Source organism: uncultured Bacteroides sp. (assembly GCF_910585845.1).
Taxonomy (GTDB): Bacteria; Bacteroidota; Bacteroidia; order Bacteroidales; family Bacteroidaceae; genus Bacteroides.
Map to the genome: position 1 here is coordinate 98,400 of NZ_CAJUHF010000002.1, position 21,262 is coordinate 119,661.

Genomic DNA, 21,262 nt, shown 5'->3' on the forward strand with positions numbered 1-21,262 from the left:
CTGTATCAGCTCTGTACTATCTCCGTACAAAGGTACTTGGAGATAATACGGAGCAAAACCGCTACGGAACCGATGGAGAGATGTAGAAAATCCTTTTCAGGATTTACTGTCTTCACCGAAGTCCAGCGTCAACTGTGCGTCGCCCAACAGGTTGAACGTCATGCGATGATAAGGCGTAGTGCCGTATTGTGCAATGGCGGCACGATGTTTTTTAGTGGGATAGCCTTTGTTGTTGTCCCAGTCATAATAAGGAAACTCTTTGTGCAGACGGTTCATGTAGTCGTCACGGTAGGTCTTTGCCAGGATGGAAGCGGCGGCGATAGAGAGGTATTTGCCGTCTCCCTTGACCACGGTAGTATGCGGCAGTTCCTGATATTTCCTGAAACGGTTTCCGTCAATCAGCAGATGCTCCGGGCGTACTTTCAGTTGGTCTACCGCACGATGCATGGCGAGGAAAGAAGCGTTCAAGATATTTATCTTGTCGATCTCTTCGGGAGATACCACACCTACGGCCCATGCCACGGCTTCTTTCTCAATCACTTCGCGCAGGGCATAGCGCTGATGTTCTGTCAACTGTTTGGAATCATTCAGCAACTCATTCTTGAAGTCTTTCGGAAGGATGACAGCAGCCGCATACACAGCCCCTGCCAAGCAACCACGCCCCGCCTCATCGCAGCCGGCTTCTATCAGGTCTTTATTTAAGTAAGGTAACAGCATATATTCTTTGTTTATCTTCTGCACGGCTTTTCATTTTGAGGAATTAAAAGAGTTAAAGCCATGTATCTTCTGTTATTTAAAGATGCAAATTTAGATATAAATCGTGATTTATATCTAAATTCGTCCCCCAAAACGCCATTACCATGTTTACTATTATCGGATTGATGCTCACAGGCATGTTGCTGGGCTACTTCTTACGGAAACAGAATCTGGGAAAGATACACAAAGCCATCACTGTACTGATCTGGCTACTTCTCTTCCTATTAGGCATCGAAGTGGGAGGCAACGAACAGATCGTCAAAGGACTACACACCATCGGACTCGAAGCCCTTATACTCACCATAGGCGGTACCTTGGGCAGCGTGATTGCCGCCTGGATACTGTGGAAAGCCTTATACGGACAGAAAGGAGGGCAAGCATGAAAGGAAGCCTCATCATTGTCGGTTTCTTCATCGCGGGCACGCTATGCGGCGTCTGCCAGTTGATCCCTGCCGACTTCATAACAGATAGCCGAATCAGCTTCTATGCCCTCTGCGCACTGATGTTCTGCGTAGGCATAAGCATAGGCAATGACCCGCAAACGCTAAAGAACTTCCGCTCGCTCAACCCGAGGTTGGTCTTCCTGCCCGTCATGACCATCTTGGGCACGCTTGCCGGCTCTGCTGCCGTAAACCTAATATTGACGCACCGCTCACTGACCGACTGCCTGGCTGTAGGGTCGGGATTCGGTTATTACTCGCTTTCCAGCATCTTCATCACCGAATACAAAGGTGCCGAACTGGGTACCATCGCCCTGCTTGCCAACATCAGCCGCGAAATACTGACCCTGCTTGCCGCCCCTCTGCTGGCACACTGGTTCGGTAAACTCGCCCCCATCTCGGCAGGTGGAGCAACCAGCATGGACACCACGCTACCCATCATCACACGCACTTCCGGCCAGCAGTTTGTTGTGGTATCCATCTTCCACGGATTCATAGTAGACTTTAGCGTGCCATTTCTCGTAACCTTGTTCTGTTCGCTTTAAGCGTTTTGCCCGGTGATGGTGGCATGCAGAAGAGAAAAATACGCCAATATCCAAACAGTCAGGCTCAACAAAGGCAATCGCATTTATTCATATGAAAAGATTGGAGATGACTCTAATAATTACTACATTTGTAACTATGTTTAAAAGAGCCTTATGAACCGAAAATCAATTATACCCTATATCCTCTTTTCATGGATATCCGTATTGTGCCATGCGCAAACAGGTCGTATGTTCACCGTTGAACGAGAATTATCGAGCAGCATGGTAAACTCCATTTACCAAAGCCACGACAACATTGTCTGGATCGCCACCGAAGACGGACTGAACAAGTATGACGGTGCCAAGTTCTCCATCTACAAAAACAATAAGAACGATGAACACTCGTTGGCTAACAACTACGTGCGCTTTGTGTTCGAGAGCAGTCACAAGGAGTGCTTTGTGGGTACACTAACCGGATTGCAGCACTACGACGCAGACACCGACAGCTTTACCGACATCCCACTGATCCGGCAAGACGGTACAATCGTCAAGCCGAACGTGGCCACTATAAAAGAGTTAAGCAACGGTGAGTTACTGGTGGGTACTGCCAGCCAAGGAGTATTCAAAATAGAAAGTACCCAACAAGGTCTGATTGGAACAAGCATGCAGAGCACCATCCCTGTATCTACCATCAACGTGATTCACGAAGACACCAACGGAAACCTCTGGATCAGTACAGGTGAAAAGGGCATTTTCAGGATGGACCGGAACCGACAATTGCATTGCTATCTGAAAGAGGAAAACGAAGCTGAATTTACCATCAGCAGCATCTGCGAGACACCCGACAAACAGATCTACATCGGCACTTTGGGCAAAGGGTTACTGAAATATGATCCTGTTTGCGACCTGTTCGAACCTATCACCTATACCGGTTATCCGAAACTACCCGTCAAGAGCCTGCTGCTTGCCAATCCGGACGAGATATACATCGGTACGGACGGATGCGGACTGAAAGTCTATAACACGAAGAGCCATACCTTTACAGAAAACCTGCTGAACATCACGACCTTCGACCTCGCCAAGTCGAAGATACATTCCATCATGAAGGACAGTTTCGGTAACCTTTGGTTAGGATTCTTCCAGAAAGGTGTACTGCTGGTGCCTGCCATAGCCAACGGCTTCCAATACATAGGATATAAATCGGAGCGCAACAATATCATCGGTTCCAATTGCATCATGTCTGTATGCTACGACAACAACGGAACACTATGGGTAGGTACCGACAACGACGGATTGTACAAAGTGGAAAGCAACGGTAAGCAGTCCGTCCACTTCTCTCCCACGCAGGGACCCGGTTCGGTACCTTCAACCATCATGGGTATCTACGAGGACTCGCGCCATAACCTGTGGTTAGGCTCATACATGCAGAGCATAGCCAAGATTGACAAAAAGAGCGGACACTGCCAATACTTCAAGAGAAAAGACGGCACGGACAACAAGGAAGGAAAGTTGCGCGTGTACAGTTTTGCCGAAGACCGGAACGACCGCCTTTGGATAGGAACGATGGGTCACGGTCTCTACTACATCGACCTGAACACAGAAACCTTGCATCATTACGAACAGGAGGACAGTACACACCACGAACCCGGACACATCTTGCCCAACGGCTGGATAACCAGCCTGCTGCACAGCCACGACGAACGGCTCTATATAGGTACGTACAACGGTCTGAATTGCCTCGACCTGAAGACTATGTGTTTTGACACTACCATCAGTAACAACGCAATCCTTTCAACTTCCGTCGTCCATTCCCTCTTTGAAGACAAAGAAGGAACACTGTGGATAGGAACATCGGAAGGACTGAAAGCCATGCGCCCACAGCAGGACACGATAGAAGAATACACACAGGAAAACGGATTACCTGGCGATATCATCTGCGCCATCACCCAAGATACCAACGGTGCCTTATGGTTCAGCACGAGTCACGGGATAGCACGCTACAATAGACAGAAAGGAAACTTCACTCCCTACTACGCCAACGATGGCCTACAAGGCAACGAATTCAGCAAAGGAGCTGTGTGTACCGACAACAACGGACGTATTCTGTTCGGAGGCATCAACGGAATAACTTATTTCAATCCTGCGGAAATCAAGGACATAGTCCCCACCCCTTCCGTACACCTCACCGGGTTTTATATCCACAACCAGAATGTCAACAGCAATACCCTGTCGGGAGGAAAAAGGATCATAGAGACTTCGGTGATGAATGCCAGCCGCTTCAACCTGTCCCACAAGCATAACTCTTTCAGCATGGAGTTCTCCGTCATGGAGTTCTTCAATCCCGAGCGCATCACCTATATGTATTCGGTCAACAACGGTCCTTGGATAACGATGCAGTCGGGCACCAACCGAATCTCTTTCAATGACATGGCACCCGGCACTTACTTGTTCAGCATCAAAGCGAAAGACTATACGTTCTATTCCGAACCTAAGCACATCACAGTCAGCATCTCTCCCGCATGGTATGCCTCAAGCTGGGCAAAAGGAGCATATCTGTTGCTGGCACTGAGCATTATCTACGCTATCGGCGCACAGATACGCCACCGCTATCAGGTACGCCGAAAACTCTTGGAGCACATCCATGCAGAAGAGATCAATGAGGCAAAGTTGCAGTTCTTCATCAATATCTCCCACGAAATCCGTACTCCAGTCACCCTTATCCTCAGCCCGCTGCAAAAGCTGATGAACAAAGACGAAAACGAAGAACGGCAAAAGAGCTACCAAACCATCGCACGCAATGCCGATCACCTTCTGCAACTGGTCAACCAGCTACTGGATATCCGCAAGATAGACAAAGGACAGATGCGGTTGAGGTTCAGAGAGGTAGAGATGGTGGAGTTCATACGCAAACTGTCCAGCAGTTTCGACTATCAGGCCAATACCAAGCAAATCAGCCTGAACTTCCACCACGACGCGGAAGAGTTATATGCCTGGATAGACCCTAAGAATCTGGACAAGGCTATCTTCAATGTACTTGCCAACGCTTTCAAATTCACCAAGACAGGAGGTGAAATCAATCTTTACCTGCGTACTTGCGAAGCATGCGGAACAGAACCGGCTTATCTGGAAATCGTGGTAGAGGATAACGGCATAGGCATCGACGAGAAAGAGATAGAGCGCATTTTCGACCGCTTCTATCAGGTCAGCAACATGTCCAATAACTCCGGTACCGGCATCGGGCTGCATCTGACCCATTCGTTAGTCGAACTGCATAAAGGCACCATCCACGCCGAAAACAACAAGGAGAAAGCGGGTAGCCGGTTCATCATCCACCTCCCGCTGGGAAAAGAACACCTCAAACCGGAAGAGATTGAGGAAGCGCCCAATAACGAACAGCCGGTAGCGGACAACCAGTCCACCCTGCCCGTCTTCTTGCCCGACGAGAATGAAGAGAAAGAGAAAATACGCACCAAGACCCGATATCGCATCCTGATAGTGGATGATAACGAAGAGATACGCAGGTATATCCGCCAGGAACTGGCTCCCGACTATCACATTGCCGAATGCAGCAATGGGCAGGAGGCTTTCGAGCAGATCATGAAAGATGCGCCCGACGCCATTATCAGCGACGTCATGATGCCGGAAATGGACGGAATGACCCTTTGCCGCAAGATAAGGCAAAACATTCTTATCAGCCACATTCCTGTCATCTTGCTGACTGCCAAGGTCAATGAGGAAAGTAACTTGGAAGCCCTGGAGGGTGGAGCGGACGCCTACATCACAAAGCCGTTCAACATAGACATACTGAAAAAGACAGTCTACAACGTCATCGTAAGGCACGAACTGATAAAGAGCACCTTCAATGGAAGCATGGAGCAGACGGACAAAGTCCAGCAGGTAGAGGTGCAGTCGCCGGACGAAAAGCTGATAGCACGCGTAATGGCGATCATCAATAAGGAGATGGCGAACCCCAACCTCAGCGTAGAAATGATTGCATCAGAAGCCGGACTGAGCCGTGTGCATCTGTATCGCAAGATAAAAGAGCACACCAACCAGTCACCCCGTAACTTCATACGTAATGTCCGCCTGAAACAGGCGGCTGTCCTGCTCTCGCAGAAACGTCACAGCATCGCGGAAGTGGCCGATGCGATAGGCTTCTCCAGTGTCACGCATTTTTCTACGGCTTTCAAAGAGTTGTACGGGGTTTCTCCTACAGTGTATATGGAACAGAAGAACCAGGAAGGGAGTTTGTAAGTTTGTGAGAGGATGAGTTTGTGAAAGAGTAAGTTTGTGAAAGGGTAAGTTTGTAAGTTGATGAGCCCATAAGTTATTCTCATTAGTACGCTAACTCAAAAACTCATCGACTCATCAACTTACCTCATTTCCGTTTAACTATTTCTCTCTCCGACAAGGAGATTCATTCATGAACAGATAGGAATCGCGATATCCGCCGAAGTCTACCACTATCTTCTCGAACACGATACCCGGATCCAAAGGTTTCAGGCGGAGTGTCCGCATACCATCCTGCGATGCGGGCAGAGACAGTTTCACTTTGCTTTCGACTACTCTGCGGGCAACGGTAGGATACAGAAGGGTATATACGTTCTGCGGCTCTTCGTTGAGGTTGGCATTGAAGTTGACCGTCTCTGCGCTGCCGCCGTCAAAGCCCACTTCATACTCGTGCCCTTTCTTGTCGTGGAACGCCAGTGTCGACTTCACCACAACATGCACGGTCACCTCCTTGACATCCTGCGGAATCTCCATCCTGTAGGCAAGTGAAGCTCCGGCCACCCCTTCCGAATAGGGCATCAGTGCCATTCCGCTCAGCGTGCGCCCCATGTAGGGCAAGACAGTCCATTGTGCCCTGCCGGCATCCTGCTTCTCGAAATAGTGCTCAGCCTCCATCACTACTACCGCGTTGTCGGAACGGAAAAGATAGCCTCCGACGGCCTTGTCCGGTTCTGCCATACGGTAGACTTCCGGCAGTTTGTCGGCAGGGAAGTTGTCGTTCCACGACGTGTAGCCGATGTGCTTCTGTATCATCATGTTCTTCCACTTGCCGCCCGACATTACGTTGTTGTAGTCGTCGCACAAGGCCTTATCGCGCTGGAATGCCTGTTCCACCTTGTCGGCCCAGCAGTTGGCCTGCGGGTTGTGTTCCGCATAGAGTTTATGGTTCATGGCTTGGGCGTAGTACATCTCGTAGATGTTTGCCATGGCTTGCACGGGGAAGAGTATCAGCTGCTTGTACGCATCCTTGTACTCCGGACTCAGGGCGATATACTGGCGCAGGGCTTCCGCTTCGAGCTTCGTGAATTCATCGGTCACCTGCTTCCATTCTCCTGTCTCCAGGTTGTAGGTTGTGCGGTCGAGCATTTCGGCCGTTACCCTGCCGGCATACTTGCTGTAGAGGTTCAGTATGCGCGCTGCCTCGTCTGCCTGCCCTTCGCCAAACTGCTGCGCACAGAACTGGCGCGGATGCTGCAACAGGTTGTCGACGGTGTAGCGGCGGGGATTCCAAGCCATGTCGAGGAAGAGTGTGATAGGATATTCCATCGGCTTGAGGTCGCCCACGTTGAGTACCCACAGTTTGTCCACTCCGTAGTCGTAGGTCAGTTGCAGTTGTTCCCACATGTTCTGTATGGGCGTCACGTTGAGCCACTTCGTATTGCGTGGCGCACCCACGTAGTCCACGTGGTAGTAGATTCCCCATCCTCCGGGATGTTTCCTCTCTTCCGCGTTGGGCAGACGGCGCACGTTGCCCCAGTTGTCGTCGCTCAACAGCATGATGACGTCATCGGGCACGCGCAGCCCCATATCGTAGAAGCGTTGCACCTCCTTGTAGAGTGCCCACACCTGCGGACGTTTCTCCGGAGCTTTTCCCGTCACCTCCTTGATGATGCGCCGCTGGTTTCTGAAGATTTTCTCCATCAGGCGCATGTTCTCCTTGTCGCGCGCCACGTACTTGTCGTCTTCTCCTTCCTTTCCGCCCATAGGGGTGTCGCCGTCACCGCGCATGCCGATAGTAATGAGGTCTTCCGTACCGACGGCACGCTCTATGCCTTCGCGGAAGAAGCGGTCGATTACCGCTTGGTTGGATACGTAGTCCCATGCACCGTACTCCTTGCGCTTCCTTGCCCACTCCTGGTGGTTGCGTGCCATAGGCTCATGATGGGACGTACCCATGATGATGCCCATCTCATTGGCGGTACGGCTGTTTTCGGGATCGTCGGCATAAAAGCTCCAGCCCCACATGGCGGGCCACATGAAGTTGCCGCGCAGGCGCAGGATAAGTTCGAAGACGCGCGCATAGAAGCGGTGGTCGCCGTAGTTTGTCCCGTACGTATGTTTCACCCATCCGGTCAGGCAGGGTGCCTCGTCGTTCAGGAAGATGCCGCGATACTTCACCACCGGTTCGCCTGCCGTATAGCTTCCGCGTACGATAGAGAGATTCTTCTGCGGGATAACCGGCACATCGGCCCAGTCGTACCACGGAGAGACCCCGATCTGTTCCGACAGCTCGTATATGCCGTATATCGTTCCGCGCTTGTCGCTACCGGCTATGACCAGTGCTTCGTCCACTCCTTTCAGCGGAGAGGATACGACCGTCATCAGATACTTCTCGTTCTTGCCTTCCAGCTGCGAAGCGTCTATCTTCTTTGCCTTGGCCAATTCCTTGATGTAGCGGCTCTTGAGGGTTCCCACTATCACCATGCGCCCGGAACCGGGAGCCGTCTGCAAGTCGGCCGCCTTACCGGAGACCCGCTTGAAGTCTTCGCTAAGGTTCCCTGCCGCAATCTTTACACCGGCATCTTCCTGCTCGTCCACCAATATGGCATTGGGCGTGCCGCTTTCCAGAAGCGTAAAGCGATCGGGAGAAAGACTACCGAATGTTATTCCTTTATTGTCGATGGCTTCCGCTTTCAGGAAGCATATCGACAACAGCAATACTAATCCAAAATACTTTTTCATGTTCGTAATATATTTAATTAAAAAGGTTTTTCCAAAGATACAGAATAAGCAGTGGTATGGACAAAAGGCATGTTTCAGATACTTGAGTGTATGTTACTTAAATGTTCCTTTATGTTACAAATCCGTTTTCTGATGTTACACATTGTGCATAGAGGACATTCTCACTACCTTCTATGTCGATATCCTACTACTTCTCCAACAAAAAAATCGTCCCACGGGACGGATAATTTCGTCTCATGGGACAAAATAATCCGTCTCGTGGGACAAATATTTTCAGCTTAGGAGATGAATTTATCCGTCTCGTGAGACAAAATCGATTATGCAAATAGTCTATGACAGTTATGGAAAGAGCTATCGAAGAGGATAATCAGGAACCAAGAGTTAAGCAAAGGATAACACTCCATCCAATTCCCTTTTCAACTCCTGAATAACTCCCGATAACTCCTTCTATCAAAAAACTAATCCCTATATCCCGGGTTCTGATATGCAGCCTTTTCCTCTTTAGTCATCTCCATACCGTCCAGCTGTCCTTGCGGAATGGGGCGGAGATAATGGAACGGCTCGATCGTACGCTGGTAAGTCTTCGGAGTATGGTCTCCCTTTGCATCACCACAAATCACATAAGTGTCGGCATATTCGTTCCACTTCTGCGTGCGTACAAGGTCGAACCAACGATAACCCTCACCAAAGAACTCGCGTGAACGTTCGTCAAGGATGTAGTTGATGTCGATGACGGCAGGAGTGGCGTCAACCATCTCTTCGCTATAGTCCTCGGATACTTCCGACTTAAGGGCATTGCTATATGTCCACTTACCGGCACGGGCACGAAGCACATTCACCAGTTCGCGTGCATTCTTTCCGTTCTTAACCGTCGCACCCTCTACGGCAGCTTCGGCGGCCAGAAGGTAAAGCTCAGAGAACTTGGCGATATTGTAAGGACGAGTGCTACCGGCGTTCGGCTGTCCTACACCATTACCGTTGTCTGTACGGTACGTGCCTAATTTCCACAATCCGGGGTAGATGCGGCGGCTGATTCCGCTGGGGTTCATCACCCAGTCGGCACGACCGGGCAAAGTGCCTGCTCCTAAATTACCCTGATTGGAACCTGCGGGACCATAGTCCACATTATCATCTTCTTCAAGCAGGAAGGAGAAGATAGGCTCTCCCTCTCTTACCAACATTCCGTTGGCATTCTCCACGGCATCCCATGTAGCACCGTTGGTCGACCAGTTGGCACGATACACCGTCGTGAATGTACCGTCATAGCGGGAGTCGTTCACCTTGTCGGCAAAAGTATGATTGAACACACCGTGGGGAGGAGCCATACGGGTCCAAGGACGACCGTAAGCCTGTTCTGCCACACGAATAATGGGAGCTACGGTTTGACCATTCCATTTGGACTGTGCATCCGTATAGTTCCAGTTCATCATCCAACCGGCAAAGTTGTCCGGCGCACCACCACCGCCGTATGTCAGGCTACCGCCATTGTAATACTCGTCTTCCTGAGTATGGTCGGCATAGAGCAGGATTTCCTTGTTACGGTCATTAGGACCTGCATTCACTTTCCAGAAACTCTCTTCCAGACCGAAGGGACCGGGATTTTCAATAGCTTCCACAGCCACATCGTAAGCCTTCTGGAAATACCAAGCTGCATCATGTCCGTCAGGATCGGTACGCTGGCATTCCGGATAGGTGGGAATATCTTTCGGATTCTTCAGCCACCATGCGTAGGTCAGATAAGCCTTCGACAAATAGAGGCGGGCCACTGTCTTAGTCACGCCACCGATTACTCTGGGATTCTCCGGCAAATTCTGAATAGCCGTAATCAAATCGGGGAAGACCACTTTGGTATAGACTTCCGGCACCGTATTACGCACGGACGTACGCGACGGAGTGATGTTGAAAACCAACTCACCGGAACCCATATCCAAAGGCACACCGCCGAAGGTCTGCACCAACAGGAAATAGTCCAGCGCACGGAAGAAGCGCGCTTCGGATATCAGAGATTCGGAGATGCCCACTTCACTGCCGTTGGCAATCACACCGTTGCACGTATTGATATTGGTAAAGGCTGTGCCCCACAGAACATCCGCACGGCAAGTGGAAGAAGTCAGATTTCCCACTCCCGAAAGGTCGGCATCCTTGAAGTTACCGTCAGCACTCTGTCCGTAGGTAGCCTCATCCGTACCCGTAAGACAAGAGTTATAATAGTAGGCTTGTCCGTAAATGTAGCGCAAGTGGGCATACATGGAAGTGATACCTCCTTCTACACCTTTCTCTGTCTTGAAGAAAGTGGGGTCATAACCGCTACGGGGCTGTTCGTCCAAGATATCGGAACAAGAGGTCGCCAGAAGCAAACCCAAAGCAGCTGTTCCGAGCACTCTTATAGGGGAATATATTGATTTCATCTTCATAATATTTAGAATGTCAAGTTAATACCAAATAAATAATTACGCGTAGAGGGCGAGTTCGTACCTACGGTCAGGAAACGTCTTTGGAAGCCTGCCACAGCCGTGTTCTCGTCACCGTATGAGTTGGTCTCCGGATCAAGCCCTGTCTCCTTGTGGAACGGGGAACAGATGACGAACGGATTCTGGATCGTCACGTAAGCACGCAGGCTTTGTACTCCCAGTTGTTTCAGCCAGCGTTGGTTGTCCATGTTGTAACCCAATGTAATGGCACGCACTTTCCAGTAGGAAGCGTCGAAGTATCCCAATGTAGAACCATACTTCGGATTGTCACCGCTCTGTATGCCGCCCGGTTTCGGATATTTGGCACCGGTATTCTCTTCTGTCCAATAGTCCACGTCTACCTGACCGCGACGACCGCTCAACATATTCAGATAACCGCTGGAGTGATGGAGCGTACTCAACAGCTTGCCACCACACTTGAATGCGGTAATCACATTCAGGTCGAAGTTCTTATAAGCCACGCGTGTGCTGAAACCTCCTTGGAACTTGGATTCCAAGTCTATGACCTGACGGTCGTCCGGTCCGATGGCACGCACGGGAGTACCGTCTGCATTGTATTCATCGGTGTATTTCACCTTGATCATACCTACGTTGCCGCCCGGTTCAAGAATATCGAGATAGGGATCGCCTTCTTGCCACAAACCGATATATTCATAATCATACACAGCATCGATAGGATGACCTACAAACCAACTGTTAGAAATATCTTGCAGTGAACCCGAAGCCAGTTCAGTCAGCTTGTTACGGTTGGCTGAAAGGTTCAGGCTGGCATCCCATGTCCAACCGTTATGGTTGTCGAGAATCGTGCCGTTCAAGGTCATTTCAAAACCTTTGTTCTCCGTCTTACCTACATTGGCCATATAGCTGCCTACACCTGAAGTAGAAGGCAGGTTTACGCTCTGCAACAAGTCGTGTGTCTTCTGAATGTAGTACTCGAAGGTACCGGACAGACGTCCATTGAACAAAGTGAAGTCCAAACCGACGTTCCATGTAGAAGAGTATTCCCAACCCAACGCCGGATTAGGCAATTCAGAGATGTAATATCCGGTAGCAAAATTAGTAGGTCCGAAGTTATAAGGACGTGTGTTCAGCCTGCCTAATGTTTTATAGGGAGCTACTGCCTGATTGGAAGTCTCGCCATAGCCGACACGCAGTTTCAATATATCCAGCCACTCAATGTCATCCATAAAGGCTTCGTTGCGGATGTTCCAACCGGCAGATACAGCCGGATAAGTGTGCCATTGGTGTCCCTTCGCCAAACGTGAAGAGGCGTCCGAACGGACGGTCACCATCAACATGTAACGATTGTCGTAAGTGTACATCGCACGTCCCATCCATGACATCAGACCGGTCTTCTGATAATCCCAATTACCGGGATTCACCGTGATGGTACCTTCGGCACGCCCAATGTTATAGTATTGGAAATACTCGGCAGGAATATCCCGGCCAGCCACGTGGGATTTCGTGTAGACTGTCTGTTCGGCAGAATACATGCCGACGATGTTGAACTGGTGCTTGCCAATGGTGCGGTCGTAAGTCAAGAGGTTTTCAACTGCCCAGTTCGTCGTCTCCGTATGTGCCAAAGCGGCAGTGGAAGGAGTCTCCGCATTCGTGCTGTTAATGCCGTAACCGGTAAACTCACCCTGCTTGGTGGAACGGTAGTTCAAACCTAAGTTCATGCGATACTTCAGTCCCTTGATCCACGGGCACTGAACTTCTGCGAAAAGGTTGTTGTAAGTACCGAAACCCTTGGTTTCGTTCAGCCATTTCTCTTCCAGGTTCTCTACGATATCGCGGGTCACCACAAACGCCTCATCCTGGCTGTTGTATTTCACTGTACGTTTCAGCGTGCCGTCTTCATTGTACGGATTGGCAATAGGAGAAACAGACAATACACCATACAGGCCGATGTTCTGACCCTTGGTCACATTGTAATTGCTGTTCGTGGTCAGGCCGAAACGGAAATACTTGCCTACACCTTGGTCGAACGAACCGCGCAAGGAGTAACGGGTATAGTTCTGTGTAGGAATCACGCCCTGGTCTTTGTAGTATGCGCCGCCGAAGCTGTAGTTTCCGCCTTGCGTACCGCCTGAGATGTTCACATCATGGCTGGTTACAAAGCCATTGCGATACATCAGGTCCTGCCAGTCGGTATCGACATCGTCCGACTCGTCCATAGAGTTTTCGAACTTGCCTGCATACTTACGCATCTCGGCAAACTTCTCACCGCTCATCATAGGATATTTGGAGAATACCTTCTTCAGACCTACATATCCATTATAGGTTATTTTGGCAGGTGCACCGGCCACACCCTTGTGGGTAGTGATTAAAATCACACCATTGGCACCGCGCGAACCGTAGATTGCCGTCGAAGAGGCGTCTTTCAGGATATCCATACTCTTGATATCACTGGGGTTGATGTCGGTCAGGCTACCCATAAACGGTATTCCGTCCAACACGATCAGCGGGTCGTTGCTTGCATTGAGCGAACGCGTACCACGAATACGTATCTGCATCGTAGCACCCGGACGTGAAGAGGTCTGCGACATATCCACACCGGCTACGCGGTTCTGCAAAGCATAGGACACATCGGCCGCAGGTACCTCACGCAACTTGTCGCCACCTACAGAAGCGATAGAGCCTGTCACGTCCGACTTACGCGCCGTACCGTAACCGATTACGACCACTTCTTCCAGTGCCTTGGAGTCTTCTTTCAGCACGATATTAAGTTGTGTTTCACCTTTTACAGGAATTTCCTGCGCTACATATCCGATATAAGAAATGACCAACGTAGCCCCTTTCTGCACGGAAAGAGAGAATTTACCATCCAAATCGGTAATCATACCGTTTGTAGTACCTTTTTCAGTCACATTAGCTCCAATGACTGATTCACCTGTGTTGTCTTTCACGATGCCTTGTACCCGGACACTTTGTGCATAACTCCACAAGGGGATTACGCAAAGCATAAATAATAGTACTAAAGGCCTAAAATAAGAATTAGTGCTTTTCATAAAAACATTGTTTAATTAAAAATTTACCATTAAATTAAAAGTCTAAATTCACACATCAGATTTGTCTTTCTATGTCTTCATACTCATTCTATTTATAGATTAAACATGTTTTACTGCCCGCAACAGACCACTTGCAGCAAAAAAACTTTCGAGATAAAATTATATCATAAGAGAATAACAGCAAAAAGCAAATGATACACATCTATTACACTACGTAACATTGGGTAAGCAACATGTTACATAATCATTAAAGTAGGTTACACATAAAGCTACAACGGCTTCTAGGGCATTATTTAAGTATCATTTCCCCTGTTCATCTACTAAAACCGAATCACACGATACTTCACGGATTATCTTGGAAACATCGGATAAAAAGAAGAGATTTGATGTCGAAAAAACGCATTTTCGGCATGCAATAGAAAAGAAAAAAAGATAAGATGAGAGAAAAAAGAGACTCTCTGCCTCAAAAAAGAGGCAGAACAGAAAAGGAGAGCGCGCATGCCCTATCCAAACGGATTAGCATATCACTGGCCTATTCGATAGTCACCGCTGTTCCGCATGCCGTCACCATCAGCATGCTGCCGCTTCCCCCAACCGTTTCGTAGTCGAGGTCAACACCGATCACAGCATTAGCTCCCAGTCTGCGGGCTTGCTCCTCCATCTCGCGCAATGCCGTATCTTTGGCCTCGCGGAGCACTTCTTCATACGAGCCACTACGTCCGCCCACTACATCGCGGATGCTGGCAAAGAAATCACGGAAAACATTGGCACCGATAATCGTCTCACCGGAAACGATACCATAATAGCGGGTGATGCGTCCACCCTCAATCGTTGGAGTTGTTGTTACTAACATAATATGATAAATTTGTTAACGGAATTATAGTCAATTCTGTTTGACTATGAATTGATTTATATGCAATATTCGCACTATTTCCGAACATATGCAAGCAAAGTCGCCGGAAATTCAGTCAATCATCACGGATTCATTTACAGGATTTGTCATTTCGTTAGGAGTTATAGCCAAACAGAAATATCCTGCGCATATTTCTGTCCTTAGGAGTTATCGGGAACTATTCGGAAGTTATCACTTCGCTCCGTTAGGAGTTAAAACCAATAGTTTAACTTAGGTAAAGCGAAGTATCGACCGATAACTCCTGTCAATGAAAAACTGTGTATCAGCCAAGACTTTTGGCCGGAGAGGTATAAAACAGTCGGATTGTCCCGGGCTTTGTGTCCGAATCCCGTGGGGTTTGTGTTCGATTCTCCTGGGGTTTGTGTTCAATTCCCCTGGGGTTTTCCGGACAAATGCGGGGCAACGTTCCAGCAAACCCCAGGGGATTCGGACGCAAATGCGGCGGCTTTTTACCCGCAACTCCAGCTTCCAGCGTTGCAGGCGGTCGTTCCACAGGGAGTGATCGTCGGGAAGTGCAGGGGCGTTGTCGGGGATGGGGCGGCCGTTGTAGATATGGCGTCCTTGCAGCTACTGCTCGTGACGGATGCCTACCGCCTTAAGATTTACTACAGAATAGAAAACATCTTACTGATACGCCCGATTCCTGCTACCAGCACGTCCACTTCTTCCTTCGTATTGTAAAGTCCGAAAGAAGCACGCACAGTTCCCTCAATACCCAGACGCTGCATCAACGGTTGGGCGCAATGGTGCCCCGTACGCACGGCAATGCCCAAACGGTCGAGCAAGGTTCCCATGTCGAAGTGGTGAATATCGCCAACGAGGAAAGAAATGACACTCCCTTTCTCTTCCGCTTCACCGAAAATGCGCATGCCGGGAATTTCCTTCAGACGCTGCATGGCATATTGGGTCAACTCATGCTCATGCGCGGCAATCTGCTCCATACCAATGGCGGACACATAGTCCAGTGCCTTGGCAAGTCCGGTAGTCCCGATATAATCCGGCGTACCCGCTTCAAACTTGAAAGGCAGTTCGTTGAAAGTGGTCCGTTCAAAGGAGACATGCTGTATCATTTCGCCGCCACCTTGATAAGGAGGCATGCGATCCAACCACTCCTCCTTGCCATAAAGCACACCTACGCCCGTGGGGCCGTAAACCTTATGACCAGAGAAGACGTAGAAGTCAGCGTCCAGCGCCTGCACGTCCACCGGCAGATGGGGTATGGACTGTGCACCGTCCACAAGTACCGGCACTCCCTGCCCGTGGGCAAAGGCAATCATCTCCCGCACCGGATTGACCGTGCCCAGCACATTGGAGACATGGGCCACGCTGACAATCTTGGTGCGTTCGGAAAACAGTTTCTTATACTCTTCCAAAAGCAACTCGCCTTTGTCATTCATCGGAATCACCTTGATAGCGATCCCTCTCTTGGCGGCCAGCAGCTGCCACGGGACAATATTGCTGTGGTGTTCCATCACGGAAAGAATCACTTCGTCTCCTTCCTGCATGAACTCTTCGCCGAAACTGGACACAAGCAGGTTGATGCTTTCCGTCGTCCCCCGCGTAAACACGATCTCATTCGTGCTGCGGGCATTGATGAAGCGCCGCACCGTCTCGCGCGAAGCCTCATGCAGTTCCGTAGCCTGCTGCGAGAGAAAGTGCACTCCACGATGCACGTTCGCATTCACCAAATAGTACTCGTCCGTAATGGCATTCACCACGCAACGGGGCTTCTGCGTAGTCGCCCCGTTATCGAAATAGACCAACGGTTTGCCATAGACCTCGCGGGAGAGGATGGGGAAATCGGCTCTTATCTTTTGAATATCCATTTTTTACTTCAAATTAAATATGAATAGAGAATAAAGATGAAGAATAAGGGATAAAAGGACTGCTTAGTCTTTTCATCTGCATATCCCACATCCCTGGCACTTGTTCAGTTCTCCACGGAAACGTTTCTCCACCAACAAATGCAGACGGTCTCTCAAAGCATCCAGACGGATGGTGTCAACTACTTCGTTGACAAAAGCGAACATCAGCAATAGGCGGGCTTCACGTTCCGGAATACCTCGCTGGCGCATATAGAACAAGGCATTCTCGTCAAGCTGGCCGACCGTAGCTCCATGACTGCACTTCACGTCATCGGCATAAATCTCCAGCTGCGGCTGGGTGTACATGCGTGCATCGCGGGTCGCACAGAGATTGCGGTTCGTCTGCTGCGAACTGGTATGCTGTGCACCGGGACGTACCAACACCAAACCGGAGAAAGCTCCGACCGACTGGTCATCGAGCACATACTTGAACAGCTCATTGCTGGTGCAATTGGGCACAGCATGGTCGATGGTTGTATGGTTGTCTACATGCTGATTCTTATCCTCGATAGCCATACCGCAAAGACGAATCTCAGCCCCCTCACCTGCCAACAGCACTTCGGTCGTGTTGCGGGTAGTACCATTGTACAAAGTCATACCATTCAACAGCACATTGCTGTTCGCTTCCTGCTTCACGTAAAGATTGCTGATGCGGACCGTACTCGTATGCGTCTCTTCCAGTTCGTAAAGGTCGAAGAACGCATTGGCTCCCACAAAGACTTCGATCACTTGCGTAGCGAGGAAATTCACATTGTCCATCGCATGGTCACACATCAGCATGCGTGCCTGTGCGCCCTCTTCCAGGACAATTAGTACACGACGGTTCACCAGGAAGTCCACGTCGCCGCGAAGGATATTCACCAGCTGGATAGGACGTTCCACCGTCACGTTCTTCGGCACGTACAGCAGGACACCGTCTTGCGCAAAAGCCGTGTTGAACGCAGTGACACCGTCTTGCGACGTATCAGCCAACTTGCCATAATATTTCCCTACCAGCTCAGGATACTTCTCCGCCATCTCCTTCAGACTGCCGAAAAGGACTCCTTCGGGCAGATGGGAAGCAGGCAGGGCTTTGCTATAAAAGCCATCGTTCACTACGAAATAGAGGGATGTACTCATGTTAGGCACGTCACACTTGAACACCTCGTACGGATTCACCGGAATGTCCAGACGGTTCAGGTTCAACCCATAGTCCGGTTCGAAGAATTTGCTGACATCCGTATATTTGTATTTCTCTTGCTTACGGGTAGGAAAGCCAAGCCGCTCGAAGTCTGCAAATGCGGCGGCACGGGGAGCATTCAGTACCTCGGCACTGTGCCGGCATATCATGGCTTCCGTCTGAGAGAAAAGGTCTATGTATTGTTGTTCTGCACTCATAACTTACTCTCCCCCGGTTTATTCTCCCAACTCTTTCTTAATCCAGTCATACCCTTTCTCTTCCAGCTCCAAAGCCAGTTCCGGTCCTGCCGTCTTCACGATGCGGCCTTTGTAGAGTACGTGTACGATGTCGGGCTTTATGTAATCCAGCAAACGCTGGTAGTGGGTAATGACGATAGTACTGCTTTCCGGCGTCTTCAGTTTGTTCACTCCTTCGGCAACGATACGCAACGCGTCGATATCCAGTCCGGAGTCCGTTTCATCGAGGATGCTCAGACGCGGTTCCAGCATCGCCATCTGGAAGATCTCATTGCGTTTCTTCTCACCACCGGAGAATCCCTCGTTCACAGAACGGTTTGCCAACTTATTGTCCAGTTCCACAACCGCGCGTTTCTCACGCATCAGTTTCAGAAACTCGCTTGCGCTGAGGGCAGGCAGATGCTTGTACTTACGTTGCTCATTCACCGCCGCACGCATGAAGTTCACCATGCTCACACCCGGAATCTCCACCGGATACTGGAAACTGAGAAAGATGCCTTCATGACTGCGATCCTCCGGTGAAAGTTCCAACAGGTCCTTACCGTTGAAAGTCACGCTACCCTTTGTCACTTCAAAAGCCGGGTTACCCACCAACACAGATGAAAGGGTACTCTTACCGGAACCGTTCGGTCCCATAATGGCGTGTACCTCGCCTGCCTTTACCGACAGGTTGATTCCTTTCAATATCTCTTTGCCATTGATGCTGGCATGCAGGTCTTTTATCTCTAACATGATATTTGATTTTGAACTTTGAATCATGAACTTTGAATCATGAATCGCCTGCACGGCCCATTCATCACTCCTAATTCATAATCTATAATTTATAATTTCAATAATTATCCCACGCTTCCCTCCAGAGAGATGGCAAGCAGTTTCTGCGCTTCCACAGCAAACTCCATAGGCAGTTTGTTCAGCACCTCCTTGGCATATCCGTTCACGATCAGACCTACGGCGTCTTCTGTAGAGATACCGCGCTGGTTACAGTAGAAGATCTGGTCTTCACTAATCTTGCTGGTCGTCGCTTCGTGCTCCACGACTGCCGTTTCGTTATGGATGTCCATATAGGGGAAGGTGTGCGCACCGCATTTGTCGCCCAGCAACAGAGAGTCACACTGGCTATAGTTGCGCACATTGTCTGCTTTCTGCGCCACACGCACCAAACCGCGGTAGGAGTTCTCACTGTGTCCGGCAGAGATACCTTTGCTGACAATCGTACTGCGGGTATTCCTGCCCAAGTGTATCATCTTTGTACCCGTGTCCGCCTGCTGGTAGTTGTTCGTCACCGCCACACTGTAAAATTCAGCCGAAGAGTTGTCTCCCGTCAGGATACAGGAAGGATACTTCCACGTAATGGCGGAGCCTGTTTCGACCTGTGTCCACGAGAGTTTGCTATCCACACCCTTGCAGTTGCCGCGCTTGGTCACAAAGTTATATACTCCGCCCTTGCCTTCCGCATCGCCCGGATACCAATTCTGCACGGTGCTGTACTTCACTTCGGCGCGGTCGTGCACCATAATCTCTACGATAGCGGCATGCAACTGGTTTTCGTCGCGCATCGGTGCCGTACATCCTTCCAGATAAGAAACATACGAGTCGTCATCTGCCACAATCAGCGTCCGCTCAAACTGTCCCGTGTTGCGGGCATTGATACGGAAATAGGTGGACAGCTCCATCGGGCAACGCACTCCCTTCGGAATATAGACAAATGAACCGTCGGAGAAGACTGCCGAGTTCAATGCGGCAAAGAAGTTGTCACGATATCCCACTACGGAACCCAGATATTTCTGCACTAAGTCGGGATGTTCGCGTACGGCTTCGCTGATGGAACAAAAGATGATGCCTTTCTCCATCAACGTCTCCTTGAAAGTAGTCTTCACAGATACGGAATCCATCACGGCATCCACCGCCATGCCACTCAACGCCATCTGTTCTTCCAACGGAATGCCCAGTTTATTGAAAGTCTTTATCAACTCCGGGTCCACCTCATCCATGCTTTTCGGAGCATCTTTCTTCTTTGCCATCGGATCGGCATAGTATGAAATCGCCTGATAATCTATCTCTGGTATGCGAAGATGTGCCCATGTAGGCATCTCCAGCGTCAACCAGTAACGGTATGCCTTCAAACGGAACTCCAACAGCCATTCCGGCTCGTTCTTCTTTGCAGAGATCAGTCGTATGACGTCTTCATTCAGCCCACGCTCAATCACTTCCGTGTGTACGTCGGTCGTAAAGCCATACTTGTACTTCTCTTGAGTAAGTTCCTTTACATATTTATTAGGTTCTTCGGGTTGCATTATTTTATTTAAGTATATATTGTTCAGTAACTTCTTTTGCTGCCGGAAAGAATATACCGGCAAACTCTTTCATCGGATAGTATAACACCGAATCCTCCTTCATTGTTTTGCTCATCAATGTATTATCGAAGTCTATAAACTCAACAACACAAATCAGCAGGCTGGTCAGCAACATGAATTTCAATGCGCCTAGTCCCGCACCGAGCCAACGGTTGAGCCAACCCAGCGAAACGGCTTCCATCGCCTTGGTCAGCACGGAAGCTACCAGAAGAAACAACAACGGCACAACTACCCAAATAGCAACAAATGCCAATATCTGCGCAAACGTCATGGAATCCATTATCTTAGAGAATACACGCTCGGCAACGGATACATAAAGGGTCTTCGCAGCCAGCAAGCCGACAATCAACCCTAAGATGGATGCCAATTGCTTGATGAAGCCTTTGATAAAACCAATGACTGCTCCCGCACCGATCACCACCAATATGATGATATCTATTGTTGTCATAGCTAAAAGAAATGAGAGTTGAGAATGGAGAATGGAGAGTTGGCTGCGCAATAATGCTGCAAATAACTCTCAACTCCCGATTCTCAACTCTC

The 21,262-nt window shown here is 49.6% G+C and carries 13 protein-coding genes; 3 read left to right on the forward strand and 10 right to left on the reverse strand.

The features are described from left to right. Positions 1–96: 96 nt before the first annotated feature. On the reverse strand, positions 97–717 hold the full coding sequence (locus QZ323_RS01225; protein ID WP_294632195.1) for a ribonuclease HII: 621 nt from the start codon (positions 715–717) through the stop codon (positions 97–99). A 143-nt stretch (positions 718–860) separates the two neighbouring features. Between QZ323_RS01225 and QZ323_RS01230 the strand changes: the two genes are divergently transcribed. The 3 genes from QZ323_RS01230 (at position 861) to QZ323_RS01240 (ending at position 5,974) form a co-directional block, all read left to right on the forward strand. Further along, positions 861–1,139, forward strand: coding sequence for a LysO family transporter (locus QZ323_RS01230; RefSeq protein WP_294632129.1), 279 nt, complete (start codon positions 861–863; stop codon positions 1,137–1,139). Next, positions 1,136–1,741, forward strand: coding sequence for a lysine exporter LysO family protein (locus tag QZ323_RS01235; RefSeq protein ID WP_294632130.1), 606 nt, complete (start codon positions 1,136–1,138; stop codon positions 1,739–1,741). Before QZ323_RS01230 ends, QZ323_RS01235 begins: the two co-directional genes overlap by 4 nt. A gap of 153 nt (positions 1,742–1,894) precedes the next feature. Then, entirely contained in the window at positions 1,895–5,974 is a 4,080-nt protein-coding gene (locus QZ323_RS01240; RefSeq protein ID WP_294632132.1) for a hybrid sensor histidine kinase/response regulator transcription factor, read from the forward strand. 138 nt (positions 5,975–6,112) lie between these two features. Here the strand turns inward: QZ323_RS01240 and QZ323_RS01245 are convergent, their stop codons facing one another. From QZ323_RS01245 to QZ323_RS01285, 9 genes are all read right to left on the reverse strand, one after another. Continuing rightward, on the reverse strand, positions 6,113–8,692 hold the full coding sequence (locus QZ323_RS01245; protein WP_294632134.1) for a glycosyl hydrolase 115 family protein: 2,580 nt from the start codon (positions 8,690–8,692) through the stop codon (positions 6,113–6,115). 458 nt (positions 8,693–9,150) lie between these two features. Beyond that, positions 9,151–11,100, reverse strand: a complete 1,950-nt coding sequence (locus QZ323_RS01250) for a RagB/SusD family nutrient uptake outer membrane protein (protein ID WP_294632136.1) — start codon at positions 11,098–11,100, stop codon at positions 9,151–9,153. Between the two features lie 11 nt (positions 11,101–11,111). Then, positions 11,112–14,174, reverse strand: a complete 3,063-nt coding sequence (locus tag QZ323_RS01255) for a TonB-dependent receptor (protein ID WP_294632138.1) — start codon at positions 14,172–14,174, stop codon at positions 11,112–11,114. 532 nt (positions 14,175–14,706) lie between these two features. After that, on the reverse strand, positions 14,707–15,027 hold the full coding sequence (locus QZ323_RS01260; RefSeq protein ID WP_294632139.1) for a heavy metal-binding domain-containing protein: 321 nt from the start codon (positions 15,025–15,027) through the stop codon (positions 14,707–14,709). A gap of 665 nt (positions 15,028–15,692) precedes the next feature. Continuing rightward, entirely contained in the window at positions 15,693–16,913 is a 1,221-nt protein-coding gene (locus QZ323_RS01265; RefSeq protein ID WP_294632141.1) for a cysteine desulfurase, read from the reverse strand. A gap of 72 nt (positions 16,914–16,985) precedes the next feature. Further along, entirely contained in the window at positions 16,986–18,329 is a 1,344-nt protein-coding gene (sufD, locus tag QZ323_RS01270) for a Fe-S cluster assembly protein SufD (protein WP_294632143.1), read from the reverse strand. Between the two features lie 18 nt (positions 18,330–18,347). Next, the gene (gene sufC / locus QZ323_RS01275) at positions 18,348–19,100 is read right to left on the reverse strand and encodes a Fe-S cluster assembly ATPase SufC (RefSeq protein WP_294632145.1); all 753 of its coding nucleotides are present in this window, start codon (positions 19,098–19,100) and stop codon (positions 18,348–18,350) included. Between the two features lie 104 nt (positions 19,101–19,204). Next, positions 19,205–20,662: a Fe-S cluster assembly protein SufB gene (sufB, locus tag QZ323_RS01280; protein ID WP_294632147.1), complete on the reverse strand. Its 1,458-nt coding sequence runs from the start codon at positions 20,660–20,662 to the stop codon at positions 19,205–19,207. Between the two features lie 4 nt (positions 20,663–20,666). Next, on the reverse strand, positions 20,667–21,170 hold the full coding sequence (locus QZ323_RS01285; RefSeq protein ID WP_294632149.1) for a CvpA family protein: 504 nt from the start codon (positions 21,168–21,170) through the stop codon (positions 20,667–20,669). Between the last annotated feature and the right edge of the window lie 92 nt (positions 21,171–21,262).

Excerpts from the sequence above, each read along its gene's own strand:
- sufB (WP_294632147.1), bottom strand. The coding sequence starts at position 20,662 with ATGCAACCCGAAGAACCTAATAAATATGTAAAGGAACTTACTCAAGAG.
- QZ323_RS01235 (WP_294632130.1), top strand. The coding sequence starts at position 1,136 with ATGAAAGGAAGCCTCATCATTGTCGGTTTCTTCATCGCGGGCACGCTA.
- QZ323_RS01225 (WP_294632195.1), bottom strand. The coding sequence starts at position 717 with ATGCTGTTACCTTACTTAAATAAAGACCTGATAGAAGCCGGCTGCGAT.
- QZ323_RS01245 (WP_294632134.1), bottom strand. The coding sequence starts at position 8,692 with ATGAAAAAGTATTTTGGATTAGTATTGCTGTTGTCGATATGCTTCCTG.
- sufD (WP_294632143.1), bottom strand. The coding sequence starts at position 18,329 with ATGAGTGCAGAACAACAATACATAGACCTTTTCTCTCAGACGGAAGCC.
- QZ323_RS01250 (WP_294632136.1), bottom strand. The coding sequence starts at position 11,100 with ATGAAATCAATATATTCCCCTATAAGAGTGCTCGGAACAGCTGCTTTG.
- QZ323_RS01255 (WP_294632138.1), bottom strand. The coding sequence starts at position 14,174 with ATGAAAAGCACTAATTCTTATTTTAGGCCTTTAGTACTATTATTTATG.
- sufC (WP_294632145.1), bottom strand. The coding sequence starts at position 19,100 with ATGTTAGAGATAAAAGACCTGCATGCCAGCATCAATGGCAAAGAGATA.
- QZ323_RS01240 (WP_294632132.1), top strand. The coding sequence starts at position 1,895 with ATGAACCGAAAATCAATTATACCCTATATCCTCTTTTCATGGATATCC.
- QZ323_RS01260 (WP_294632139.1), bottom strand. The coding sequence starts at position 15,027 with ATGTTAGTAACAACAACTCCAACGATTGAGGGTGGACGCATCACCCGC.
- QZ323_RS01265 (WP_294632141.1), bottom strand. The coding sequence starts at position 16,913 with ATGGATATTCAAAAGATAAGAGCCGATTTCCCCATCCTCTCCCGCGAG.
- QZ323_RS01285 (WP_294632149.1), bottom strand. The coding sequence starts at position 21,170 with ATGACAACAATAGATATCATCATATTGGTGGTGATCGGTGCGGGAGCA.
- QZ323_RS01230 (WP_294632129.1), top strand. The coding sequence starts at position 861 with ATGTTTACTATTATCGGATTGATGCTCACAGGCATGTTGCTGGGCTAC.